Below are 22,765 nucleotides of genomic sequence, written 5' to 3'. Positions count from 1 at the left end.
CGTCAACCAGACCTGTCCGCGTCGGCGCCGGGTGTCAGCAGGCCGAACCATCTGGCGGCTGTCTCGACGTCCTTGTCGCCGCGTCCTGACAGATTCACCACAATGACTGCGCCCCTTCCTAATTCAACGCCCAGCTGGAGCGCACCGGCCACCGCGTGCGCGGATTCGATGGCCGGGATGATCCCTTCCATCCGGCACAGCAGGCCGAATGCCTCCATCGCCTCGGAGTCGGTGATCGGTTGGTAGCTGACGCGTCCGGTCTCCTTGAGCCATGCATGTTCGGGGCCGACTCCGGGATAGTCCAGACCTGCTGAGATCGAATGCGATTCGATGGTCTGGCCGTCTTCGTCCTGCAACAGGTAGGAGTACGAGCCCTGGAAGGCACCGGGCGAACCTCCGGTGAATGTTGCCGCGTGCCGACCGGTCTCGACGCCGTCACCGGCCGCCTCGTATCCGACCAATCGCACCCCCGGATCGTCGAGGAATGCGTGGAAGATACCGATCGCATTGGACCCGCCGCCCACGCACGCCACCACCGCGTCCGGCAACCTGCCCGCCTGGTCCTGGATCTGGACGCGGGCCTCCATGCCGATGATTCGCTGAAAGTCGCGCACCATGGTGGGGAAGGGATGCGGCCCGGCGGCCGTGCCGAAGCAGTAGTACGTGTTGTCGGCGTTGCTGACCCAATCCCGGAACGCCTCGTTGATGGCGTCCTTGAGCGTTTGGGAGCCGGTCTGCACGGAGACGACCTGCGCCCCGAGCAGCCGCATCCGTGCCACGTTGAGTGCCTGGCGCGCGGTATCGACGGCACCCATGTAGATGACGCACTCCAGACCCAGCAGCGCGCATGCGGTGGCGGTGGCCACCCCGTGCTGGCCGGCGCCCGTCTCGGCGATCACCCGGGTCTTACCCATCCGGCGGGCCAGCAACGCCTGCCCGAGCACGTTGTTGATCTTGTGAGAACCCGTGTGGTTCAGGTCTTCTCGCTTCAAGAACAGTCGTGCTGACCCGGCATGTTCGCTGAGTCGGGTTGCTTCGTACAGCGGCGACGGACGGCCGGCATAGTTGGCTTGCAACGTGTCCAGGGTGTCCAGGAAGTCCTGGTTGACGCGTTCCTTCTCGTAGGCGACGGTGACCTCCTCGATCACCGCCATCAGCGCCTCGGGAACATAGCGGCCACCATAACCGCCGGGGCCTCCGAAATGACCGCCGGAATCAGGATCGTGGCTGGTCCGTTCGGCGATGGCAGCACTCGTGCGCGGAAGGTCCGGGCGAGATAGATCTGCCATCACCGACGCTCGAGGTGCACGCGGGTCATCAACGACTAACGAGCCGGCTTCGGGCAGGACGGGTGGGTGCCCGCAGTGACCAGATCGGCAACCGCCGCACGCGGGTCACCGCTTTTCACCAGACCTTCACCGACCAGCACCGCATCAGCGCCCGCGCCCGCGTACGCCAGCAGGTCACCGGTGCCGCGGACCCCGGACTCGGCGATCCTGATCACGTTGCTGGGCAACCCGGGAGCGATTCGCGCGAAGCAATCCCGATCAACCTCCAGGGTCGTGAGATCGCGGGCGTTGACGCCGATGACCTTGGCGCCGGCCTTCAACGCCCGGTCGGCTTCCTGCTCGGTGTGCACTTCGACGAGCGCGGTCATACCGAGTGATTCGGTGCGGTCCAGCATCGACACCAACGCCGACTGGTCGAGTGCGGCGACGATGAGCAACAGCATGTCGGCACCGTGCGCACGCGCCTCGTGAATCTGATAGGGCTGCACCACAAAGTCTTTGCGCAACACCGGAATCGAGACAGCCGCACGTACCGCGTCGAGGTCATCGAGGGAACCGTGGAACCGCCGCTCCTCGGTCAACACGCTGATGATGCGGGCGCCGCCACCTTCGTAGGCCCGAGCCAGCTTCGCCGGATCGGCGATGGTCGCCAGCGAGCCCGCCGATGGGCTGGCGCGCTTGACCTCGGCGATCACCCCGATGCCGGGCGCGCGCAGCGCCGCCATCACGTCAAGCGGCGGCGGCGCCGCAGCCGCGGCAGCCTTGATCTCCGGCAGGCTGACACGTGCTTCGCGCGCGGCTACGTCGGCCCGGACTCCCTCGAGGATGGAGTCAAGCACGGTTGCCGGACTCATGCCTGCTGTTTCCTTTCCCAACGGTCTTCAACGGTCTCCAACGGTCTCCAACCGTCACCACCGTGACCCACGCCCCGCAGCCGATTGCGATGACGTTCATGAAGGGTAGCGGCCCTCGGCGCGCGCTTCGTCACCGACCCTCGGTGTCAGACCCGTGCGGTCGGTCGGTCGGGTCGACACCGTGGTCAAGGGCATCCCAAATCATTCGTTCCGACATCGGTCCGTCGTCGTCGCGGCGCGCCGTAGCCTGGCGCGCCGCAGGTCCGGCGTACTTTGTAGGGCCCGGATGAGCCGACCCGGCAATCGACGCCGAGCGCAGCAGCACCGCGGCGGCCATCAGGATGCACACCGCCGCGCCCACCGCCACCGCTGCACCCCAGTAGTAACGTCCGCTGCCAACCAGGGCCGTCAGCGGAACATGGGCGAGTTCGGCGCCACGGGCCGCGACGTCGGGAATCACCCACAGGCTGATGCCGAGATAGCCGACCGCAAAGCTCGTTGCCGCCAGCAGAGCGGCCAGCACCCGCAGCGGCCAGCCGCGCACTGCGAGTGCCGCCACCGCCGCGGCCAACAGCAACATCGCTACCGGCAGCAACGCCGTCGACCAGGTCGCACCGGTCAACGTCACCTGCCGGGGCGGCCCCAGCCCGTCGAACGAGCGAATGACAACCCACGGCAGCCGCGACGCCGCCCACAGCGCCGCGGCGGCAATCACCAGCAATAACTGGGCCATCCCGATCATCAGCCGACTGGTCAGCCGGCGGGACCGGACCGGCTCGGCGTCAGTCACCGCGGCATACCTTGATCGGGCCTTGATCGGGCCGCTCCACGCCCCGGGGTCGACGCCGGGCCGCAGTCCGGACTGGCCAGCGTCTCGGCGGCGGCAATCGCATTGAGCACCGCCCGCGCTTTGTTGCGGGCCTCGTTGTATTCGTAAGGCCCGTTGGAGTCGGCCACCACTCCGCCACCGGCCTGGACGTAGGAGGTGCCGTGACGCATCAGCGCGGTGCGGATGGCGATCGCGAAGTCAGCGTTGCCGGCGAAGTCGAGGTAGCCCACCACGCCGCCGTACAGACCGCGGCGGGTCTTCTCCACCTCTTCGATCAATTCCATGGCCCGCACCTTGGGTGCGCCCGACAGCGTGCCCGCCGGGAAGCAGGCGGTCACCGCATCCAGGGCGGTGTGACCGTGGTCAAGCAGACCGGTCACCGTCGACACCAGGTGCATGACGTGGCTATAGCGTTCGATGTGGCTGTAATCCTCGACCCGAACGGTGCCCGGCGTACAGACTCGACCGAGGTCGTTGCGGCCCAAGTCGACCAGCATCAGGTGCTCGGCCCGTTCTTTGTCGTCGGCCAGCAACTCCTTTTCCAGCAGCTGATCCTCTTCGTCGGTGTTTCCGCGCCACCTCGTCCCGGCGATGGGGTGCGTCGTCGCTCGGCCCTCATGGACGGTGACCAGCGCCTCAGGGCTGGATCCGACAATCGAAAAGTCGATTGCGCCAGCACTATTCGGTATCTGAAGCAGATACATGTAGGGGCTCGGATTGGTCACCCGCAGGATTCGGTAGACATCGATCGGATTGACGTCGGTGTCCATCTCGAAGCGCTGCGAGGGCACCACCTGGAAGGCCTCGCCGGCAGCGATTTGTTCGACCAGGTATTCGACGATCGCGCCGTACTCTTCGACGGTGCGCTGGGCACGGTATCGCGGCTCGGGCGTGCTGAAGGTGGCGACCGTCGACGGTAGCGGTTGACCCAGTGCCGCGGTCATCACGTCCAGTCGCGCGACCGCGTCGTCGTAGGCCCACTCGACCCGCTCGTCGGTGCCGTTCCAATTCACCGCGTTGGCGATCAGCGTGATGGTGCCCTCGTGGTGGTCGACCGCCGCCACATCGGTGGCCAGCATCAGCAGCATGTCCGGCAGCTGCAGATCGTCGACTGCCAGTTCGGGCAACCGCTCGAGGCGCCGCACCATGTCGTAGGCGAAAAAGCCGACCATACCGCCCGACAGTGGCGGAAACCCGGGCTCGGACTGACTCGGGGGCGCTGTGGCAAGAAGATCCAGGGTCGCCTGCAGCGCGGCCAGCGGGTCGCCGCCGGTTGGCGCATCCTTCGGGACGGCGCCCAGCCACACCGCTTCGCCGTCGCGCACCGTCAATGCCGTCGGCGCTCCGGCGCCGATGAACGACCATCGCGACCACGACCGGCCGTTCTCGGCCGACTCGAGCAGGAACGTCCCTGGCCGGTTGGCGGCGAGTTTGCGGTACGCCGACAGCGGAGTTTCGCTGTCGGCCAAGACCTTGCGAGTCACCGGAACCACCCGGTGCTCTGCCGCCAGCACGCAGAAATCCTCCCGCGTGGTCGTGGTTGCAAGGTTGGCGTGCACCGACCCATCCAACCAGATTCGCAGATCAGCACCGGCCTGCCCTCGCGGTCAGGTAAGGGCGGAGACACCGCTGCCGGCGCGGAACTCCGGATCGGACCGCAGCGCTCGGCGCGCCGCCTGTCCGCCGTCCTGTCGCGGGTGAGCAACGGCTGGCTGCCCGGGGCCCGCGAGGCCTGACCAAACCTTACGGCCCGAAGAAATCCAATGCCGGCGGCAAGAACTTGAAGGTGGTCTTCAGGCTTCCTAGGGCATTCGCCGTGAGGTTGTTGGTGCCGGGGAGCAGGCCCGAGACCCCGGCCGCGTTGAAGTTGCCAAAGCCGGCTTGGGCGGAAGAGCCGGTGCCGGCGTAGACGCCGGCGATGTTGGCGTTGCCAGAGCCCGCTTGGGCGTGGCCGTTGGTGGCGGAGACGACGGCTGCGATGTTGGCGTTGCCGTCGCTAGCATTGGCAAGGCTGTGGTTGCCGAGGAAGACGCCGGCGACGTTGGCGTTGCTGGAGTTATTGGCAAGGGTCCCGGCCATGACATTGCTGTTGTTCCCCTGGGCGAAGCCAAGGTTGAGGTTGCTGGTGGGGCCGCCGGCGACAGCCGGGTTGCCGCCAGCCCTAACCGTGTTGTCGTTACCGAAGGTCACGGCCGCGTTGCCGCTGCCGGACCCCGCAAGAGCCGAGCTGTAGTTACCGGAGACGGCGGCGAGGTTGCCGAAGTCGCGATTGCTGAACCCGGCAGAAGCTCCAGAGTGGTCGCCGGTGACGAAGGCGGTGCTGCCGAGCCCGCCGAAGCCCCCGGTGGCATTGCTGTAGTTGCCCAACACGGTTGCCGTGCACAGGGTGCCGTTGGCCACGGCAGTGTTGTTGTTGCCGATGGCAGTGGCAAAGGAACCTAAGCCCGGGGTGAGCATGGTGGTGTTGGCGGTGGCGTTGCTGTTGGCGCCAAAGGCAAACGCAACACCCCCGAAACCGGAGGAGGCATTCGCCGTGCCCGACTGGAACAGCGTCGTCCCGAACATCGACAAGGCGACGTCCGGACCCGCCGGGGCGGCCGCCGGGGCGGACGCGCTGACCTGGCCGGGCAGGCTCTGCAGCATCCGCTGGAACGGGGTCAGCCGCGCGGCGACCGCCGAGGCGCAGCCGTGATAGCCGGCCATCGCGGCCACGTCCTGAGCCCACATCTGCTCATACTCGGCCTCGGCGCCCGCGATCGCCGGGCAGTTCTGCCCGAACCAATTCGTCAGCACCATCCGCACGAACGCGTTGCGGTTGAGCGCCACCATGATCGGTTGCACCGTGGCCGCCTGCGCGGCCTCGAACGCGCTCACAATGGCCCGGGCCTGTCCGGCGGCCCCTCCCGCCTGCGCCGCCGCCGCGGTCAGCCACCCCATGTAGGGTGCGGCCGCCGTAGCCATCGCCGCTGACGCCGGCCCCTGCCAGGCGGCGCCCGCCAGCTCCGAGGTCACCGACGAAAACGAGGTTGCCGCGGCCTGCAACTCGGCGGCCAACCCGTCCCAGGCCGCCGCGGCCGACAGCATCGGCCCCGGGCCTGCACCGACAAACATCCGCGCCGAATTGACCTCCGGCGGCAATACCGAAAAATTCATCACAGCCGTCCCTTCTTAGGCGGCCGGCCCGGCCAACCCCCCAAATCCACGGTGACGGCCGTGGCGCTCCCAGTTGACGCGAGCAGTTCGGTACCAGAACTTTATGACAATCGCGGCCCCATATCCCGGTTGTCAGCAAACTGGTGCAGGTATTTTCGGAATTGTTTTCCGACCGCCCCCCCGGTCCCATCGGCCCGCAAACCGCGAGCCGATCCAGCGCCGCCACCGCGACTCCCCGGCTATCGCCGGCCCCATCGACAAATCTGCTCGACCACCCGCCGGTCGAGATCCTCGCCGAACAGCGTCGGCCGGTCGGCGTAGCCTGACGGCCATGAAAACTGGTGACACCGTGGCCGACTTCGAGCTTCCCGACCAGACCGGCTCGCCTCGCATGCTCAGTACGCTGCTATCCGACGGACCGGTGGTTCTGTTCTTCTACCCGGCGGCCATGACGCCGGGCTGCACCAAGGAAGCCTGCCACTTCCGCGACTTGGCGGCAGAATTCGCCGCCGTTGGCGCCACCCGGGTCGGCATCAGCGCCGATCCCGTCCACAAGCAGGCCAAGTTCGCCGACATGCAGCACTTCGACTACCCGCTGCTGTCCGACACCGAGGGCACCGTCGCCACCCAATTCGGCGTCAAGCGGGGCCTGCTGGGCAAGTTGCTTCCGGTCAAGCGGACCACCTTCGTCATCGACACCGACCGCACGGTGCTCGACGTGATCTCCAGCGAATTCAGCATGGACACTCACGCCGACAAAGCACTGCAGACGCTGCGCGCGCGGTCTTGACGCCGCTTCACGGGACGATCGAAAGAAATAGATACGCGGCCAGCAACACCAAATGCACCTCGCCCTCCAGCCGGGTGGCCCGGCCCGGTACCACTGTCAGCATGCTGACCGCGACGGTCAGTAGCAGCAGCACCAACTGAGTCGGACCGAGACCAAGTAACAGCGGGCCGCTCAGCCAGAGCGAGGCCAGGGCGATCGTCGGGATGGTCAGCCCGATGCTGGCCATCGCGGAGCCGTACGCCAGGTTCAGGCTGATCTGCAGGCGACCCTGCCTGGCCGCGCGCGCTGCCGCCAGCGTCTCTGGGAGCAGCACCAACATGGCGATCACCACGCCGACGAACGACGGCGGAAACCCGGCCGCCGCGACGCCGCGCTCGATGATCGGCGATTCCACCTTGGCCAGGCCCACCACGGTCACCAGCGCGACCAGCAGCAGCCCGAGGCTGCGCAGCGCCACGCGGGTGCTCGGAGGGTCCGCATGGCAGTCGTCATCGACGGCGCCCTTTTGGGCCACCGGCAAAAAGAAATCTCGATGCCGGACCGTTTGCGTGAACACGAAAAGTAGGTACAAGCCCAGCGAGGCGACCGCGGCGAAGGCGAGCTGGCTGGTGGAAAACTGCGGCCCCGGTTTGCTGGTGGTGAACGTGGGCAGTACCAGGCTCAACGTTGCCAACGTGGTGACCATGGCCAGGGCGGAACCGCTGCCCTGGTCGTTGAACAGGGTCACTCCGTAGCGGCGGGAACCAAGCAGCAGCGCCAACCCGGCGATCCCATTGGTCGTGATCATGACCGCGGCGAACACGGTGTCGCGGGCAAGCGTTGCCGTCTCGTGCCCTCCGCCAGCCATGAGGGTGACAATCAGTGCCACCTCGATCACGGTCACCGCGACGGCCAACACCAGTGACCCGAACGGCTCACCGACCCGGTGCGCGACCACCTCGGCGTGATGGACCGCAGCCAGGACCGCACCGGCGAGCAGCACCGCCACGAGCAGGCCCATCACCGGCCCGATTTTTTGGCCCCACGTCAATGCCAGCGCGATGAACGCAAGCACCGGCGCCACCACGCTCCAGGGCACACGTTTGACCATCGACCGCCATTGTTGCCGATGCCATCAGCCGGCCGATCATCCCCTAAGCCGGTTGGCGGGACCCGAAGTAGGTGCCTGTCGTTTCGGGACGGCCTTCGCGGCGCACCGAAGGGGTCGCCGCGCGCCGAATTGCGGGCCCGCCGCAACGGTGTTGGCACCGCGGTTGTCCGCAAGCGCCCGGTGGTGCCAGGGCGCCGCGTCAGTAGCATGCTCACATGCCGACCGGCGCCGGCCAGAGTGAAGGCCTCAGTGAAGGCGAGTTGTTCGCCGGATACACCATCGTGCGCCGGCTCGGCGCGGGCGGGATGGGCGAGGTGTACCTGGCGCAGCACCCGCGGCTGCCGCGGCGCGATGCCCTCAAGATCCTGCCTCGCGAACTGACCGGCGACTTCGAGTTTCGTCAGCGCTTCAACCGCGAGGCCGATCTGGCCGCGAGCTTGTACAACGAACACATCGTCGGCATTCACGACCGCGGCGAATTTCAGGGACAATTGTGGATCTCGATGGACTACGTCGAGGGAACCGACGCCGCCCAACTGCTGCGCAGCCGGTACCCCTCCGGGATGCCGCACACCGACGTCGTCCAGATCATCTGGGCCGTTGCCGACGCGCTGGACTACGCCCATTCGCGCGGGCTGCTGCATCGGGACGTGAAACCCGCCAACATTCTGCTCGGCGAAGCCACGCCCCGGCGGCGGATTTTGCTGGCCGACTTCGGAATTGCCCGGCAGCTGGGCGAAATCAGCGGGCTGACCGCGACGAACATGCTGATGGGAACCACCGCATATTGTGCCCCCGAGCAACTACAGGGTGCCGATCTCGACGGACGGGCCGACCAGTACGCGTTGGGGTGCACCGCGTTTCACCTGCTGGCCGGCTCCGCTCCGTTCCAGCACTCTAATGCGGCGGTGGTCATCAGCCAGCACCTGTCATCGCCGCCGCCGTCGATCAGTACCCGGCGTCCCGAACTGGCCCACCTCGATGGCGTCATTGCCAAAGCGCTGGCCAAGGACCCCGCCGAGCGTTACCCGACGTGCGCGGATTTCGCCGCCGCACTTGCCGGCCGGCCCGGCACCTGCCCCGCACCCGTGACGAGTCCCGCGACGGCGACGGAGTTACCGACGCAGGTCATCACGTCCCCGGCGGCATCGCCTAACCCGAGCAGTAGCCGGGTCAAGCCGGCCACCGTTGTGGCGGCACTGATCACAGTCGCGCTGGTCGTGGTCGCGGTGGTTCTCGGTGTCCGATTGCTTCGCAGCCCCTCCGCCGACCCGGGCAGCGGTGCCCAGTCCCCGTCGACGGCGTCACCAAGCGGTGGGGCTACGGCAACGTCGACACCGGCGCTGCGGTTGTCCAACTACCTCACCGACGATTCGAACGTGTTGACCCCGGCCGAGCACGCCGTCGTCGACCGGGCCCTGACCAAGCTCTACAACCAGCGCGGTATCCGGCTCTGGGTGGTCTACGTCAAGGACTTCGGTGGCCTCAAACCGGTCAGGTGGGCCGAAAACACCATGCGCGCCAACGGTTTCGCCGACGCCGACGCCATGCTCGCGGTTGCCACCGACGGCCCGGCCTTCTCCTTCCGGGCGCCGGCGGCCCTCACTATCGGACGAGCCATCGACGTCGAGGTCATCCGCCGCGACCGCATCGAGCCGGCCGTGTTCCGGCGCGAATGGACGCGTGCGGCGCTGGCCGCCGCCAACGGCCTCGACGTGGCTGCCCGGTAGCGTGGCTACACCTCGGGGGCCAGCAACACCGCTGCGTCAAAGCAGCTGTGGTCGCCGGTGTGGCAGGCCGCGCCGACCTGGTCGACCGTCAACAGCACGGCGTCCCCGTCACAGTCCAGGCGCACGGAATGGACGCGCTGGGTGTGCCCCGAGGTCGCGCCCTTGACCCACTGTTCGCCGCGGGACCGCGAATAGTAGGTGGCCTCACGGGTTTCCAGGGTGCGCGCCAATGCGTCGTCGTCCATCCAGGCGACCATCAGCACATCGCCGCTGCCGCGCTCCTGCACGACCGCGGTGAACAAGCCGTCGGCGTTGCGCTTAAGGCGCGCGGCGATCCCGGGGTCGAGGCTCATCGCACGGTGATCCCTGCTGCGGCCATTGCGGCCTTCACCTGCCCGATCGTCAATTCCCGGAAATGAAAGACGCTGGCGGCCAATACCGCATCGGCTCCGGCGGCGACCGCGGGGGCGAAGTGTTCCACCGCGCCGGCGCCGCCGCTGGCGATGACCGGCACGGTGACCGCGGCCCGAACCGCGCGCAGCATCGCGAGATCGAAGCCGGCTTTGGTGCCGTCGGCGTCCATCGAGTTCAGCAGGATCTCCCCCACTCCCAGGTCGACGCCGCGGGCCGCCCACTCCACGGCGTCGAGGCCGGTGCCGCGGCGGCCACCGTGGGTGGTGACCTCCCAGCCCGACGGGGTCGGGGGTGAGCCGACGGGCACGGTGCGCGCGTCGACCGACAAGACGATGCACTGGGAGCCGAATTGCCTTGCCATATCACCCAGCAGATCGGGGCGGGCGATCGCGGCGGTGTTGACCGAGACCTTGTCGGCCCCCGCGCGCAGCAACGCATCTACGTCGGCCACGGTGCGCACCCCGCCGCCGACAGTGAGGGGAATGAATACCTGCTCGGCGGTGTGCCGCACCACCTCCAACATGGTGGCCCGGCCCGACGACGACGCGGTCACGTCGAGAAACGTCAGCTCGTCGGCGCCTTCGGCGTCATAGGCGGCGGCGAGTTCCACCGGATCGCCCGCATCCCGCAGGTTCTCGAAGTTGACTCCTTTGACCACGCGCCCGCGGTCGACGTCCAGGCACGGGATCACCCGCACCGCAAGGCCGGTATCGGCGTACATGTCAGTAGTCCTCCGGTTCCCCGGTGCCGCGCAGCATTTCGAGGATCTCGTCGTGCACGCCGGGCGCCGCGGCCAGCACCGAGCGCGCTGCCGGAGTCCACGGTTCGCCGGCCAGGTTGGTGACGACGCCGCCGGCGGCGCGCACCTGAGCCACACCCGCCGCATGATCCCATACGTGGCCGCCGAAACTTATTGCACCACCGAGGATTCCGTCGGCAACATAGACAAGGTCGATACCGGTCGACCCGTGCATGCGCAACCGCGACGAGACCCGGCTGAGGTTCTCCAGCACCGCCAGCCGATAGCGCCCGGGGAAGCGGCCCCGGGAATCCGCGCTGAACGTGCCGACGCCGATAAGGCTGTCGGCCAGCTTGGCGGGCGCCAGCCGCGGCCGTGGGACACCGTTTTTCATCAGCGGGCCGCCGGTGACTGCGGTGTAGCGCTCATCGATGAACGGCAACCAGGTCAAGCCGGCCACCGGATCGCCGTGGTGCAGCAGACCCAACAAGATCGCGGCCATCGGCGACCCCGCGGCGTAGTTGAACGTGCCGTCCACCGGATCCAATACCCACACCCAGGGCGAGTCGACTGGTGTGCCACCGAATTCCTCGCCGTGCACGCCGATTCCGGTGGCCGCCACCAACGCGTCAACCACTTGGCGCTCGATCGCCAGGTCGACCTCGGTGGCGAAGTCGTTGCCCTTCTTGCGGACCGCGGAATCGGCACGGTGACCGTCCAGAAACCGCGGCACCGCGGCATCCAGAATCGCCGATGCCTGCTCGACCAACGGTGTCAGCTGTGCAGCCAGATCCATGGCAGGGCTACTCTCGTACCGCGGCCAACGCCTGCGGCAAGCTGAACCGCCCGGCGTAGAGGGCCTTACCGACGATGGCGCCCTCAACCCCGCGGCCGACAAGGGTGACGATGGCCCGCAAATCGTCCAGGCTGGATACCCCGCCCGAGGCGATCACCGGCGCCTCGGTGCGGTCGGCGACCTGCCGCAGTAGGCCGAGGTTCGGACCGCGCAGGGTGCCGTCCTTGCTCACATCGGTGACGACGAACCGCGAACACCCTTCATTATCAAGGCGTTCCAGTACTTCCCACAGGTCGCCGCCGTCGGTCTCCCAGCCGCGTCCACGCAACCGGTGCCGCCCGTCGACGATGTGGACATCCAAGCCGACGGCGACCTTGTCGCCATGCTCGGCGATCACCCGGGCGCACCATTGCGGGTTTTCCAGCGCGGCCGTGCCCAGGTTGACCCGGGCGCACCCGGTGGCCAGCGCTGCGGCCAACGAAGCGTCGTCGCGGATACCCCCGGACAACTCGACCCGCACGTCGAGCTTGCCGACCACGTCGGCGAGCAGTTCGCGGTTGGAGCCGCGCCCGAATGCGGCGTCGAGGTCGACCAGGTGAATCCACTCGGCGCCGTCGCGCTGCCAACCCAACGCGGCATCCAGGGCCGAGCCGTACTCGGTTTCACTGCCGGCCTTGCCTTGTACCAGGCGCACGGCACGACCGTCGACCACGTCGACAGCGGGCAACAGAATCAGTGGCATTTTCAAAGTTCCCCAACCCAATTGCTCAGTACGGCCGCACCGGCGTCCCCGCTCTTCTCCGGGTGGAACTGGGTGGCGGCCAGCGGTCCATCCTCCACGGCGGCCAGGAACGGTACCTGATGGGTAGCCCAGGTCAGCAGCGCCCCCGGGTGCCCCTCCCAGCGCTGCGCGGCATAGGAATGCACGAAATAAAACCGGGCGTCGGCGTCCAGGCCCTGGAACAACGTGCTGCCCGCGGCGGCGTTCACCACATTCCACCCCATGTGCGGAATCACCGGGGCGTCCAGCCGGGTGACCGCGCCGGGCCACTGCCCGCAGCCTCGCGTCTCCACACCGAACTCGACCCCGCGCGCGAACATGATCTGCATGCCGACACAGACACCGAGCACCGGGTGCCCGGCCGCCACCCGCTCGGCGATGATCCGCTCTCCCCCGATCTTGCGCAGGCCCGTCATGCACGCTTCGAAAGCCCCGACGCCGGGCACCAGCAGCCCGTCGGCAGCCGCGGCCGCCTTGGCGTCCGCGGTCACCTCCACCGCCGCGCCGACCCGCTGCAGCGCGCGTTGGGCCGACCGCAGGTTGCCGGAGCCGTAATCCAGGACAACAACCGATTTCGTTGTCACAGAACACCTTTGGTTGACGGCACACCGGAAATCCGGGGGTCGGGTTCGACGGCCTGACGCAGCGCGCGAGCGACGGCCTTGTACTGGGCTTCGGTGATGTGGTGCGGATCGCGTCCGTACAGGACGCGCACATGCAGGGCGATGCGCGCGTTCATCGCCAGCGACTCGAACACGTGCCGGTTTATGACGGTGTGGTATGGCACCGAGCTGCCGACGATCGTGGTGTGCTGCAAATGATCCGGCTCCCCGGTGTGCACGCAGTAGGGCCGGCCGGACAGATCGACCGCGGCATGGGCCAGCGTCTCGTCCATCGGGATGAAGGCATCTCCGAAGCGACGGATACCCTTCTTGTCGCCGAGGGCCTGCCCGAGTGCCTGGCCCAGCGCGATCGCGGTGTCCTCGACACTGTGATGCGCTTCGATCTCGACGTCGCCCCTGGTACGCACCGTCAGGTCGAAGCTGGCGTGACTGCCCAGCGCCGTCAGCATGTGGTCGTAGAACGGCACTCCGGTGTCGACGTCGACCTGCCCGGTGCCGTCGAGATCCAATTCGACGACGATGTCGGATTCCCGCGTGCGGCGTTCGATGCGGGCACGGCGGGTTGCGTTGCCTGTTGGGGGGGCGGTCATGGCGCTCCTACGGGGCTGGTGGCGGGGACCAGTTCGGTGGCAGCGATTCGCGCGCTCGCCCGCAGGAACGCGTTGTTCTCGTCGACCAGGCCGGTGGTGGCGCGCAGGTAACCGGGAATACCGACATCGCGGATCAGGACCCCGGCATCCAGATAATGCTGCCAGGCGACCGGCGCGTCAGCGAATTTTCCGAACAGCACGAAGTTGGCATCACTGGGGACGACCCGGAACCCCATGCCGGACAGGGCGGTTGACACCCGCTCGCGTTCGGCGATCAGCGCGGCGACGCTGGCCAGGGTGTCGTCGGCGTGCCGCAACGCGGCCCGCGCCGCTGCCTGAGTGACCGCGGACAGGTGATAGGGCAGCCGCACCAGCAGCATCGCGTCTACCAACGCCGGCGTGGCGATCAAGTACCCGAGCCGGCCGCCGGCGAAGGCGAACGCCTTGCTCATGGTGCGGCTGACGACCAGCTTGGTCGGATATTCGGCCACCAACCGCACCGCGCTGGGCTGCGACGAAAATTCACCGTAGGCCTCGTCGACGATCAAGATCCCGGGCACCACGTCGAGCAGCCTGCGCAGGTCGCTCAGCGAAACACTTTGTCCGGTGGGGTTATTGGGGCTGGTAATGAAGACCACATCCGGCCTTCGCCGGGCGACGGCGGCCACGGCGGCGTCGATGTCCAGGCTGAAGTCGTCGGCCCGCACCGTCTCCATCCACTCGGTGTGGGTGCCGCCGGCGATGATCGGGTGCATCGAATAGGACGGGACGAAACCGATCGCGCTGCGCCCCGGCCCACCGAACGCCTGCAGCAGCTGCTGCAGGATCTCGTTGGATCCGTTGGCGGCCCAGACGTTTTCGACGCCGAGCTGGACGCCGGTTTGCGCGGTGAGGTAGCCGGCCAGGTCACGTCGCAATGCCACCGCATCCCGGTCGGGGTAGCGGTGCAAGTCGACGGCGGCCGCCTGCACCGACCAGACCACGTCGTCGACCAGCGCCTTGGTGGGCGGATGCGGGTTCTCGTTGGTGTTCAGCCGCACCGGAACCGTCAATTGTGGTGCACCGTAAGGTGATTTACCGCGCAGGTCGTCGCGCAGCGGCAGCTCGTCAAGGGTGGGCCCTTGGGATGCGCCCGTCACCGCTCGAACCTCCGCCGTACCGCCTCACCGTGGGCGGGCAGGTCTTCGGCCTTGGCCAGGGTGATCACGTGCCCGGAGACGTCTTTGAGCGCCGCTTCGGTGTAGTCGACCACATGGATGCCGCGCAGGAAGGTCTGCACCGACAGGCCGCTGGAATGCCGGGCGCAGCCGGCAGTCGGCAACACGTGGTTGGACCCGGCGCAATAGTCGCCCAGACTGACCGGCGCCCAGGGCCCGACGAAAATGGCCCCGGCCGAACGTATCCGACCGGCAACCTGCGGCGCATCGACGGTCTGGATCTCCAGATGCTCGGCGGCGTACGCGTTGACGACCTTGATGCCGGCCTCCATATCGTCGACCAGGATGATCGCCGATTGCGAGCCACTCAGCGCGGCCGTCACGCGGCCGCGGTGCACGGTGGTCTGCAATTGGGCGGCTACTTCGCTGTCGGTGGCGTCGGCCAGATCCGCACTCGGGGTGACGAGCACGCTGGCGGCCATCTCGTCGTGTTCGGCCTGGCTGATGAGGTCGGCGGCGACATGCGCCGGATCGGCGGTGTGGTCGGCGAGGATGGCGATCTCGGTCGGCCCCGCTTCGGCGTCGATGCCCACGTGGGAGCGGCACAGCCGCTTTGCGGCCGTGACGTAGACGTTGCCGGGTCCGGTGATCATGTCGACCGGTATCAATTCGGCGCCGTCGGTGTCGGTGCCGCCGTAGGCCAACATCGCCACCGCCTGGGCTCCGCCCACGGCCCAGACCTCGTCGACGCCCAACAGCCGGGCCGCGGCGAGGATGGTTGGATGCGGCAGTCCGCCGAAGCTGGTCTGCGGTGGGCTGGCCACCACCAGCGAGTCGACCCCGGCGACCTGCGCGGGCACCACATTCATCACCACGCTCGACGGGTACACAGCGTTGCCCCCGGGGACATACAGGCCGACCCGCTGAACCGGAACCCACCGCTCGGTGACCGTCGCGCCGGGGCCCAGCGTCGTGGTGACGTCGCTGCGCCGCTGGTCGGCATGCACCGCGCGGGTCCGTTCGATCATCACCTGCAGTGCTTCCCGTACCTCGGGTGCAAGTTCAGCCAGTGCGGAGTCCAACGCGTTATCCGGCACCCGCACGGCCGCGGGGCGCACTCCGTCGAACGACTCGCCGAAGTCCAACGCGGCCTCGGCACCGCGCTCGGCCACTGCTTGCACAATCGGCCGGACCTTGGGCAGCACGGTCTCTACGTCGGCGCCGCCGCGCGGCAGCGCCTCCCGCAGCCGCGCCGCCGTCAACTGCGCTCCCCGCAGATCGATACGGGCCAGCAGCGCGGGCGGTGTAGTCACGTGGACCATTGTCCCAGAGCAGCTCAAGTCGATATCCGGCCGGTACAGTGCCGGTAGAGCGGCTCAAGAGTCCGCGATCGCGAAAGGCAGCCAACATGTCGGCAAAGGACCACCCGAACAACGCCCCAGGCGTCCCCATGGTGTTCCCGCCCTGGTTTGAGAACTTCCAGATCAAATACATCAATCCCGCGCTCAAACCGGTCGCCCGTTATCTGCCCGGAACGGCCACCATCACGCACCGCGGCCGCAAATCCGGCAAGCCGTACCGGACCATCGTGACCGCCTACCGTAAGGGAAACGTGCTGGCGATCGCGCTGGGCCACGGCAAGACCGACTGGGTCAAGAACGTGCTGGCCGCCGGCGAGGCCGACGTGACGTTCACCCGCCATCAGGTGCACATCACCAACCCGCGGATCCTGCCCGCCGGTTCTGACGGCGCGGGGTTGCCGTTTATGGCACGCATGCAGGCGCGTCGGATGGGGATATTCGTCGCCGACATCGCCTGAGCTCAGCTGAGTGTGCTTCCGGGGTTGCCGATGCGGCCGGCATCCCGCCCTACGGTGACGCACGATGCCCTCGGCGCACAGCCGGGGCACGCCGCGATCAGGCCCTGGGGAACACCGTCTTTCCGGTCATCGACGGCCAGGACGAGGGCGCGTCGTCCCAGGCCACGACGCGATCGACGGCGGGCGACAGGTCGCAGCCGCCGGCGATCACGCCCAGGATTTCCGGGATGACGGCACGCGCATTGACGCGTCCGGTCACAAACCTCACGCCGCGGGTATACATCGACAGCAACGGCATCTCGACCGTGGGTTGGTAGTAGATCCCAGTGTCGGTGCATACGCCGTCCGGCCAGGTGGCCCGCAGCATGGCGGCCAGCACCGACGGCGGCCGAGGTGTGCACCGTGACGGGATACGGATCCCACTCCTTGGCCGGCTTCGGCCGGTCATGCACGGTTGCCCCGAGCTTTTCGGCGACCGCGAGACGCTGCGCGTCGGTGTCGACGTAGTCGACGTGGGCTCCCAGCGCCGCCGCGAAAGCCGCTGCGTACAGCCCGATCGACAACCGCCCCGCCACTAGGACCCGACGGTCGGCGGGCTCGAGCCCGACAAGTCGTTCTTGAAGGGCCCCACGGCGCGCCAGGCGTCGGGAATGTTGCCCGACAGCGACGCAATGGCGATCGGGTCGCTGGGGTTGATGCTGGCAGGAACCGCAACCAGCATTGCGTCGGCGTAGGGCACCGGCACCAGGTCGGCCATGAATCCACCGCCATCCAGACCGGCGAGCGGACCCATGCCGTACATCGCCATCAGCGGCACCGAGTTGCAGGAGCCCGTCGTGCCGCGACGACATTCACGACACTTGCCGCAGCTGATCTGGAGGGGCACCACCACCCGGTCGCACACGCGGATGATGCTGATGCCGTCGCCGACCGCCACGACTTCGGCCACCCCCTAGCGACCAACCGGATACCCGGGTGCAGCGGCGCCCGGCCATCGACAACCGCGACATCGAGGTCACAGCATGCCACGACCAGGGGCCTCACCAGCGCTTGGTCCGGGGTCGTGAGAACCGGGTCCGGTGCCCCGCGCCATCCGTATCGCCCGGTCCCTTCGAAAACCAATTGTCTCATTCCGCTATTCTTGAGTGATCCCTCAAGAATTGACAAGTATTTTTTACCCATGCCCAGACCAGACCACAGCCGTGCCGCGTTGATCGGTACAGCCGCCACGCTGTTCCGTCGTCAGGGGTACGCAGCGACCGGGCTGAAGCAGATCCTCGACGAAGCGGGCGTCAAACCCGGGTCGCTCTACCACCACTTCCCCGACGGCAAGCAACAGTTGGCCGCTGCGGTCGTCGGCACGGCAGGGGCCGCCATCGAGCAACTTCTGCGCAGCTTCCTGGCGACCGACCGCCCGGTGGCCGACGTCGTCGACCAATGGGTAGACCTGTTGGTCGCGGGATTGGCCGGCGACCATCGCGACGGCTGCCCGATCGAGCCGATCGCCACCGAGGCCGTGCACGCCTGCCCACTGGTACGCGAAGCCTCCGCACACGCATTCAAAGGATGGTGTGCGGCGATCGCGGAGCGGCTTCACGCCGAAAGTTGGGCGGCCACCGATGCGGAATCGGTTGCGCTCGCGGTGGTTTCGTTGATCGAGGGAGCGTTGATCCTGTCCCGCGTCGCCGGTGATGCGGCCGCGCTGCACGCCGTCAAGCCGGCAGCGCGCACCCTGCTGTCCGGCTAGACCTACATATCCAAACCGATATCGAGGACGCGCGCCGAGTGCGTCAGCGCCCCCACCGCCAAGTAGTCCACTCCGGTTCGGGCGTAGCTCGCCGCCGTCTCCAGGCTGAGCCCGCCGGACGACTCGAGCAGCACGGTGGGTGCACGTGCATCGCGTCGCTGCACCGCCGTCTGGGTCTGCCACACCGGGAAGTTGTCCAGCAGGATCAATTCGGGCTTCTCGGGCAACACCGCGTCGAGTTGCTCGAGCGAGTCGACCTCCACCTCGCAGGGCAGCTCGGGCGCGGCGGTGCGCACCGCCCGCAACGCCTCGACCACCGATCCCGCGGCCGCCACGTGGTTGTCCTTGATCAACGCCGCATCCCCCAGTCCCATCCGGTGATTGACGCCACCGCCGACGCGTACCGCATATTTCTGCAACGCACGCAGACCCGGCAAGGTCTTGCGGGTGTCGCGGATCTTGGCCTTGGTGCCGTGCACTGCGTCGACCCAAGCCGCGGTCACCGTGGCGATTCCCGACATGTGGCAGATCAGATTGAGCATGGTGCGCTCGGCGGTCAGCAGCCCGCGCACGTCGGCCCGGAGAGTCAGCAACGGCTCGCCCGGCTGCAGCCGCGCGCCGTCATCGACGCGGTGCAGCACCCGGTATCCGCCTTTGCCGATCACCTCGTCGAGCACCATCAGGGCGACGTCCACTCCAGCGATCACACCGACTTCCCGGGGAACCATCGACGCTGTGGCCACCGCGCCGGCGGGCACCGTCGCGATCGTGGTGACGTCCGGCCCGAAGCTCAAGTCCTCATCGAGTCCGCGCCGAATGGTCTCCCGAGCGGCATCCCGCTCCCGGTCAGACAGCGTCATCAGCCCGCCGCAGCCAACGCCGGCACACCCACCGTGTGGTGGTCATCTGCCAACCGAACCACGATGCTGCGCGCCTGCTCCGGGTTGGCGTCCGGGTACTCGGCACGATGGTGACAGCCGCGGCTTTCGGTGCGCGCCAAGGCGGCGGCAGCCACGACGCGGGCAGCAACCGCCAACGACAGGTCTTCGAAATCCCGACGGCCCGCGACCCTGCGCACCGGCCCGGCCAGCGATCCGGACAGCCGCCGCAGCCCGTCGGCGGTGCGCACCACCGATGCTTCCCGACTCATCGCCCGTTGCAGCTCGGCGCGCTCCGGGGCAGTGTGCAGGATCGGCTCAGGCACGCTCGCGCGGCGCCGCCCGACTACCGCCGCATGTGCGGCCGCGGCCCTTCCGGCCCGGCCGCCGACCACAAGGCCTTCGAGCAGGCTGTTGGAGGCCAGCCGATTGGCGCCGTGCATCCCGGTGCGGGCAACCTCACCGGCGGCGAACAACCCCGGCAGTTCGGTCTGGCCGAATACGTCGGTGACGACGCCGCCGCAGCTGTAATGCGCGCCCGGGACCACCGGGATGGGCCGGCGGACCGGGTCGATGCCGACGGCACGGCACGAGGCGGTGACGGTCGGGAACCGCGATTCGAAACCGTCGATGCCACGCGCGTCGAGGTAGACGCACGGGTCGCCGGTGGCCCTCATCCGGGCGTCGATCGCCGCTGCGACGACATCGCGGGGCGCCAGGTCACCCATCGGATGAACGCCTGCCGTAATGGAACGGCCTTGGTGGTCAAGCAATTTCGCGCCTTCGCCGCGCAGTGCCTCGCTGACCAGCGGGCACCGGCCGCCGCTGCCCACCGCGTAGAGCATCGTCGGATGGAATTGGATGAACTCGAGGTCGCTGACTGCCACACCGGCCCACAACGCCAGCGCGATGCCGTCGGCGGTGGAGCCGTCGGGGTTGGTGGTCGCGCTGTACAACTGCCCGAGCCCGCCGGTGGCCAGGATCACCGACGGAGCACTGATGATGCCGACACCGTGCGGGCTGAGCACTAACACGCCGGTCACCGCGGCGTCGTCGTGAAGCACCCGCATGACCACATGGCTGCCGCGGATGTCCAGCGCCCCGGCCGCGTGATCGAGCGCCCGCTGGACCTCGGCGCCGGTGGCATCGCCACCGGCATGCACGATGCGTCGCTGCGAGTGCCCGCCTTCACGCGTGAGCGCCCAACGGCCAGGCGAAGTTTCGTCGAATCGCGCTCCGTCGCCGACGAGTTCGGTAACCGCACGGTAGCCGTCGGCGACGATCGAGTACACCGCCCCGTCGTCGCACAAGCCGGCCCCCGCGGCCAGCGTGTCGGCGACGTGAGCGTCGACAGAATCGTCGGTGTCCGGCAACACCACCGCTATGCCGCCCTGCGCGTAGTGTGTCGCGGTCACCCCGACCAGCTGGGCCGCCTTGTTGAGCACCACGACGCTGCGGCCCGCGCGATGGGCCGCCAGCGCGGCGGCCAGGCCGGCCACGCCGGTACCGACCACAACGACGTCGACGGCATCGCGCCAGGCGGGCGCGGTCCTCATTCGCCACCGCCAGGTTGTCCGATTTCGATCATCCGCTGGACACTGCGCCGGCCCGCGGCCGCGACGTCGGGATCGACATGGACTTCGTCGGCCCCCTCCACCAGACAACGCAACAAAGCGGCGGGCGTGATCATCTTCATGAACTTGCACGACGCACGGTCGTTGACCGCCTGGAAGTCGACTTCCGGCGCCGCCCGCCGCAGTTGATGCAGCATTCCGACCTCGGTGGCGACCAGCACCTTGCGGGCACGGGTTTGGCGGGCCGCGTCCAGCATCCCACCGGTGGACAGGATCTTGACCCGCTCCTGGGGGAAGGCGCCTTCTCCGGCAAGGTAGAGCGCCGAGGTGGCGCAACCACATTCCGGATGCACGAACAATTCGGCATCGGGATTGGCATGCGCCTGGTCGGTGAGCTCTTCACCGTTGATCCCGGCGTGCACGTGGCATTCGCCGGCCCATACGTGCAGATTCTGGCGACCGGTCACGCGGCGCACGTGTGCACCGAGGAATTGGTCCGGGCAGAACAGCACCTCACGATCGGGGTCGATGGAGGCGACCACGTCGACTGCGTTCGACGAGGTGCAGCAGATGTCGGTGAGCGCCTTCACCTCGGCCGTGGTGTTGACGTAGGAGACGACGACCGCGCCGGGATGCTCAGCCTTCCAGGCACGCAATTCGTCAGCCGTGATCGAGTCGGCCAGTGAGCAGCCGGCCCGTTGGTCGGGAATCAGCACTGTCTTTTGCGGGCTGAGGATCTTGGCGGTCTCGGCCATGAAGTGCACCCCGCAGAAAACGATGGTGTCTTCGGGCGCATCGGCCGCGATGCGCGACAGCGCCAGCGAATCCCCGATGTGGTCGGCGACGTCTTGAATGGCGGGCAGCTGGTAGTTGTGGGCCAGTATCGTGGCGCCGCGCAATCGCGCCAGTCGACGCACTTCGGCAGCCCACTGTGCGTCACCGTCGACCCCGGTGTAGCCGGTTGGTGTATTGGTGACCCGAGCGGTCATGTCGGTGATGCCAGTGCCGAGCGTGTCCATGCGACTCAAGACCGTCACGGCTGCTCCTTTCACGCCAGCAGGTTTTCGACTTACAATCGAAAACATGCCCTATGGTAGCACCGCCCATGAAGTGCTGGCCGTCGTATTCCAGGTTCGCATGGTCACCGCTGGCCCGGAACAACGGTCAAAGGCCGAAAAACCACAGCTCAACGTGCTGTTATGGCAACGCGCCCAGGACCCGCAGAAGGGCGCGTGGTCGCTTCCGGGGGGACGGATGCGCAACGACGAGGATTTGACGACCTCGGTTCGCCGCCAACTGGCCGAGAAAGTCGATCTCCGCGAGCTATCCCATCTCGAACAGCTTGCCGTGTTCTCCGATCCGCATCGGGTGCCGGGCACTCGGGTGATCGCGTCGACCTTCCTGGGGCTGGTTCCCTCCCCCGCAACCCCGGAGTTGCCCGAAGACACCCGCTGGCATCCGGTGAATTCCCTGCCACCGATGGCCTTCGATCACGGCCCGATGGTGGCCCATGCCCGCGCCAGGCTGGTCGCCAAAATGTCGTACACCAATATCGGGTTCGCGTTGGCTCCCAAAGAATTCGCGCTGTCCACGCTGCGCGGTATCTACGGTGCCGCGTTGGGCTATCAAGTCGATGCCACGAACCTGCAGCGGGTCCTGGCGCGTCGCAAGGTGATCACGCAGACCGGTACCGTGGCCCAATCCGGGCGCAGCGGCGGCCGCCCGGCAGCGCTGTACCGGTTCACCGATTCGCAGCTGAGGGTCACCGACGAATTCGCCGCATTGCGGCCCCCCGGCCAGGCCTGAAAGTCCCGGCACGACGGCTTCGGCTTCCGCAGCGTTTTCCGGGCCGGCGGGTCGGCAAGGATCGCGGTCTCACCGGATCTGATTGCCCAGCTCACCGATTGTGACG

25 protein-coding genes are annotated in these 22,765 nt (G+C 67.8%); 6 read left to right on the top strand and 19 right to left on the bottom strand.

Features of this window, described 5'->3' with window-relative positions; genetic code table 11:
• Positions 1-2 precede the first annotated feature (2 nt).
• From trpB to EET03_RS12040, 4 genes are all read right to left on the bottom strand, one after another.
• On the bottom strand, positions 3-1,289 hold the full coding sequence (gene trpB, locus EET03_RS12055) for a tryptophan synthase subunit beta (RefSeq protein ID WP_075542882.1): 1,287 nt from the start codon (positions 1,287-1,289) through the stop codon (positions 3-5).
• 35 nt (positions 1,290-1,324) lie between these two features.
• Entirely contained in the window at positions 1,325-2,143 is an 819-nt protein-coding gene (gene trpC / locus EET03_RS12050) for an indole-3-glycerol phosphate synthase TrpC (protein ID WP_036401395.1), read from the bottom strand.
• 130 nt (positions 2,144-2,273) lie between these two features.
• The gene (locus tag EET03_RS12045) at positions 2,274-2,885 is read right to left on the bottom strand and encodes a TIGR02234 family membrane protein (protein WP_075542917.1); all 612 of its coding nucleotides are present in this window, start codon (positions 2,883-2,885) and stop codon (positions 2,274-2,276) included.
• A gap of 44 nt (positions 2,886-2,929) precedes the next feature.
• On the bottom strand, positions 2,930-4,531 hold the full coding sequence (locus EET03_RS12040; RefSeq protein ID WP_075542881.1) for an anthranilate synthase component I: 1,602 nt from the start codon (positions 4,529-4,531) through the stop codon (positions 2,930-2,932).
• Between EET03_RS12040 and EET03_RS12035 the strand changes: the two genes are divergently transcribed.
• On the top strand, positions 4,526-4,708 hold the full coding sequence (locus EET03_RS12035) for a hypothetical protein (RefSeq protein WP_075542880.1): 183 nt from the start codon (positions 4,526-4,528) through the stop codon (positions 4,706-4,708). The two genes, EET03_RS12040 and EET03_RS12035, sit on opposite strands and share 6 nt — an antisense overlap.
• Positions 4,709-4,715: 7 nt before the next feature.
• Here EET03_RS12035 and EET03_RS12030 read toward each other — a convergent pair whose 3' ends face one another.
• Positions 4,716-6,125, bottom strand: a complete 1,410-nt coding sequence (locus EET03_RS12030) for a PPE family protein (RefSeq protein WP_075542879.1) — start codon at positions 6,123-6,125, stop codon at positions 4,716-4,718.
• Between the two features lie 331 nt (positions 6,126-6,456).
• On the opposite strand from EET03_RS12030, the gene EET03_RS12020 reads away from it, so the two are divergent.
• Positions 6,457-6,915: a peroxiredoxin gene (locus EET03_RS12020; protein WP_075542878.1), complete on the top strand. Its 459-nt coding sequence runs from the start codon at positions 6,457-6,459 to the stop codon at positions 6,913-6,915.
• A gap of 7 nt (positions 6,916-6,922) precedes the next feature.
• Here the strand turns inward: EET03_RS12020 and EET03_RS12015 are convergent, their stop codons facing one another.
• Positions 6,923-8,005, bottom strand: a complete 1,083-nt coding sequence (locus EET03_RS12015) for a calcium:cation antiporter (RefSeq protein ID WP_075542877.1) — start codon at positions 8,003-8,005, stop codon at positions 6,923-6,925.
• A gap of 215 nt (positions 8,006-8,220) precedes the next feature.
• On the opposite strand from EET03_RS12015, the gene EET03_RS12010 reads away from it, so the two are divergent.
• Positions 8,221-9,735 carry a protein kinase domain-containing protein gene (locus tag EET03_RS12010; protein ID WP_075542876.1) on the top strand — a complete coding sequence of 505 codons (1,515 nt, stop codon included), beginning with the start codon at positions 8,221-8,223 and terminating at the stop codon, positions 9,733-9,735.
• Positions 9,736-9,740: 5 nt separating this feature from the next.
• Here EET03_RS12010 and hisI read toward each other — a convergent pair whose 3' ends face one another.
• Genes hisI through hisD form a run of 8 tightly spaced genes read right to left on the bottom strand, consistent with a single transcriptional unit; the run spans position 9,741 to position 16,130 of the window.
• Entirely contained in the window at positions 9,741-10,088 is a 348-nt protein-coding gene (gene hisI, locus EET03_RS12005; RefSeq protein ID WP_075542875.1) for a phosphoribosyl-AMP cyclohydrolase, read from the bottom strand.
• The gene (hisF, locus tag EET03_RS12000) at positions 10,085-10,870 is read right to left on the bottom strand and encodes an imidazole glycerol phosphate synthase subunit HisF (protein WP_075542874.1); all 786 of its coding nucleotides are present in this window, start codon (positions 10,868-10,870) and stop codon (positions 10,085-10,087) included. The genes hisI and hisF overlap by 4 nt, the downstream gene beginning before the upstream one ends.
• A gap of 1 nt (position 10,871) precedes the next feature.
• On the bottom strand, positions 10,872-11,684 hold the full coding sequence (locus tag EET03_RS11995; protein WP_075542873.1) for an inositol monophosphatase family protein: 813 nt from the start codon (positions 11,682-11,684) through the stop codon (positions 10,872-10,874).
• Positions 11,685-11,691: 7 nt separating this feature from the next.
• Positions 11,692-12,426, bottom strand: coding sequence for a bifunctional 1-(5-phosphoribosyl)-5-((5-phosphoribosylamino)methylideneamino)imidazole-4-carboxamide isomerase/phosphoribosylanthranilate isomerase PriA (gene priA / locus EET03_RS11990; RefSeq protein WP_075542872.1), 735 nt, complete (start codon positions 12,424-12,426; stop codon positions 11,692-11,694).
• A gap of 2 nt (positions 12,427-12,428) precedes the next feature.
• Positions 12,429-13,049 (bottom strand): imidazole glycerol phosphate synthase subunit HisH, encoded by a 621-nt coding sequence (gene hisH, locus EET03_RS11985; RefSeq protein ID WP_023373621.1) that lies wholly within the window; start codon positions 13,047-13,049, stop codon positions 12,429-12,431.
• Positions 13,046-13,678, bottom strand: a complete 633-nt coding sequence (gene hisB, locus EET03_RS11980; RefSeq protein ID WP_075542870.1) for an imidazoleglycerol-phosphate dehydratase HisB — start codon at positions 13,676-13,678, stop codon at positions 13,046-13,048. Before hisB ends, hisH begins: the two co-directional genes overlap by 4 nt.
• Positions 13,675-14,817, bottom strand: a complete 1,143-nt coding sequence (locus tag EET03_RS11975; RefSeq protein ID WP_075542869.1) for a histidinol-phosphate transaminase — start codon at positions 14,815-14,817, stop codon at positions 13,675-13,677. Before EET03_RS11975 ends, hisB begins: the two co-directional genes overlap by 4 nt.
• Positions 14,814-16,130, bottom strand: a complete 1,317-nt coding sequence (gene hisD, locus EET03_RS11970; RefSeq protein ID WP_099194379.1) for a histidinol dehydrogenase — start codon at positions 16,128-16,130, stop codon at positions 14,814-14,816. Before hisD ends, EET03_RS11975 begins: the two co-directional genes overlap by 4 nt.
• A 113-nt stretch (positions 16,131-16,243) precedes the next feature.
• Between hisD and EET03_RS11965 the strand changes: the two genes are divergently transcribed.
• Entirely contained in the window at positions 16,244-16,654 is a 411-nt protein-coding gene (locus tag EET03_RS11965; protein ID WP_063470352.1) for a nitroreductase family deazaflavin-dependent oxidoreductase, read from the top strand.
• A gap of 97 nt (positions 16,655-16,751) precedes the next feature.
• Here EET03_RS11965 and EET03_RS31430 read toward each other — a convergent pair whose 3' ends face one another.
• Both EET03_RS31430 and EET03_RS31425 read right to left on the bottom strand, forming a co-directional pair.
• The gene (locus tag EET03_RS31430; RefSeq protein WP_244232326.1) at positions 16,752-17,102 is read right to left on the bottom strand and encodes an MDR/zinc-dependent alcohol dehydrogenase-like family protein; all 351 of its coding nucleotides are present in this window, start codon (positions 17,100-17,102) and stop codon (positions 16,752-16,754) included.
• A 126-nt stretch (positions 17,103-17,228) separates the two neighbouring features.
• A complete protein-coding gene (locus tag EET03_RS31425) occupies positions 17,229-17,603 on the bottom strand; it encodes an alcohol dehydrogenase catalytic domain-containing protein (protein WP_244232325.1) in 375 nt (124 codons plus the stop codon).
• A 231-nt stretch (positions 17,604-17,834) separates the two neighbouring features.
• Here EET03_RS31425 and EET03_RS11955 point away from each other — a divergent pair, with 231 nt between their 5' ends.
• Positions 17,835-18,401: a TetR/AcrR family transcriptional regulator gene (locus tag EET03_RS11955; protein WP_075542868.1), complete on the top strand. Its 567-nt coding sequence runs from the start codon at positions 17,835-17,837 to the stop codon at positions 18,399-18,401.
• Positions 18,402-18,403: 2 nt separating this feature from the next.
• Here EET03_RS11955 and nadC read toward each other — a convergent pair whose 3' ends face one another.
• The 3 genes from nadC to nadA are packed head-to-tail and all read right to left on the bottom strand — an operon-like array spanning position 18,404 to position 21,890.
• The gene (gene nadC, locus EET03_RS11950) at positions 18,404-19,261 is read right to left on the bottom strand and encodes a carboxylating nicotinate-nucleotide diphosphorylase (protein WP_167470627.1); all 858 of its coding nucleotides are present in this window, start codon (positions 19,259-19,261) and stop codon (positions 18,404-18,406) included.
• Entirely contained in the window at positions 19,261-20,835 is a 1,575-nt protein-coding gene (locus tag EET03_RS11945; RefSeq protein WP_075542866.1) for an L-aspartate oxidase, read from the bottom strand. Before EET03_RS11945 ends, nadC begins: the two co-directional genes overlap by 1 nt.
• Positions 20,832-21,890: a quinolinate synthase NadA gene (nadA, locus tag EET03_RS11940; protein ID WP_075542865.1), complete on the bottom strand. Its 1,059-nt coding sequence runs from the start codon at positions 21,888-21,890 to the stop codon at positions 20,832-20,834. Before nadA ends, EET03_RS11945 begins: the two co-directional genes overlap by 4 nt.
• Before the next feature lie 46 nt (positions 21,891-21,936).
• Here nadA and EET03_RS11935 point away from each other — a divergent pair, with 46 nt between their 5' ends.
• Positions 21,937-22,659: an NUDIX hydrolase gene (locus tag EET03_RS11935; RefSeq protein WP_075542864.1), complete on the top strand. Its 723-nt coding sequence runs from the start codon at positions 21,937-21,939 to the stop codon at positions 22,657-22,659.
• Positions 22,660-22,765 lie beyond the last annotated feature (106 nt).

The sequence above is a fragment of the Mycobacterium innocens genome, from assembly GCF_900566055.1.
GTDB lineage: Bacteria > Actinomycetota > Actinomycetes > Mycobacteriales > Mycobacteriaceae > Mycobacterium > Mycobacterium innocens.
Note: the sequence above shows the minus strand (reverse complement) of the source record. Positions and strands in the feature narration are given on the sequence as shown.

Excerpts from the sequence above, each read along its gene's own strand:
- trpB (WP_075542882.1), bottom strand. The coding sequence starts at position 1,289 with ATGGCAGATCTATCTCGCCCGGACCTTCCGCGCACGAGTGCTGCCATC.
- trpC (WP_036401395.1), bottom strand. The coding sequence starts at position 2,143 with ATGAGTCCGGCAACCGTGCTTGACTCCATCCTCGAGGGAGTCCGGGCC.
- EET03_RS12045 (WP_075542917.1), bottom strand. The coding sequence starts at position 2,885 with ATGATCGGGATGGCCCAGTTATTGCTGGTGATTGCCGCCGCGGCGCTG.
- EET03_RS12030 (WP_075542879.1), bottom strand. The coding sequence starts at position 6,125 with ATGAATTTTTCGGTATTGCCGCCGGAGGTCAATTCGGCGCGGATGTTT.
- EET03_RS12020 (WP_075542878.1), top strand. The coding sequence starts at position 6,457 with ATGAAAACTGGTGACACCGTGGCCGACTTCGAGCTTCCCGACCAGACC.
- EET03_RS12015 (WP_075542877.1), bottom strand. The coding sequence starts at position 8,005 with ATGGTCAAACGTGTGCCCTGGAGCGTGGTGGCGCCGGTGCTTGCGTTC.
- EET03_RS12010 (WP_075542876.1), top strand. The coding sequence starts at position 8,221 with ATGCCGACCGGCGCCGGCCAGAGTGAAGGCCTCAGTGAAGGCGAGTTG.
- hisI (WP_075542875.1), bottom strand. The coding sequence starts at position 10,088 with ATGAGCCTCGACCCCGGGATCGCCGCGCGCCTTAAGCGCAACGCCGAC.
- hisF (WP_075542874.1), bottom strand. The coding sequence starts at position 10,870 with ATGTACGCCGATACCGGCCTTGCGGTGCGGGTGATCCCGTGCCTGGAC.
- EET03_RS11995 (WP_075542873.1), bottom strand. The coding sequence starts at position 11,684 with ATGGATCTGGCTGCACAGCTGACACCGTTGGTCGAGCAGGCATCGGCG.
- priA (WP_075542872.1), bottom strand. The coding sequence starts at position 12,426 with ATGCCACTGATTCTGTTGCCCGCTGTCGACGTGGTCGACGGTCGTGCC.
- hisB (WP_075542870.1), bottom strand. The coding sequence starts at position 13,678 with ATGACCGCCCCCCCAACAGGCAACGCAACCCGCCGTGCCCGCATCGAA.
- EET03_RS11965 (WP_063470352.1), top strand. The coding sequence starts at position 16,244 with ATGTCGGCAAAGGACCACCCGAACAACGCCCCAGGCGTCCCCATGGTG.
- EET03_RS31430 (WP_244232326.1), bottom strand. The coding sequence starts at position 17,102 with ATGACCGGCCGAAGCCGGCCAAGGAGTGGGATCCGTATCCCGTCACGG.
- EET03_RS11955 (WP_075542868.1), top strand. The coding sequence starts at position 17,835 with ATGCCCAGACCAGACCACAGCCGTGCCGCGTTGATCGGTACAGCCGCC.
- nadC (WP_167470627.1), bottom strand. The coding sequence starts at position 19,261 with ATGACGCTGTCTGACCGGGAGCGGGATGCCGCTCGGGAGACCATTCGG.
- EET03_RS11945 (WP_075542866.1), bottom strand. The coding sequence starts at position 20,835 with ATGAGGACCGCGCCCGCCTGGCGCGATGCCGTCGACGTCGTTGTGGTC.
- EET03_RS11935 (WP_075542864.1), top strand. The coding sequence starts at position 21,937 with ATGCCCTATGGTAGCACCGCCCATGAAGTGCTGGCCGTCGTATTCCAG.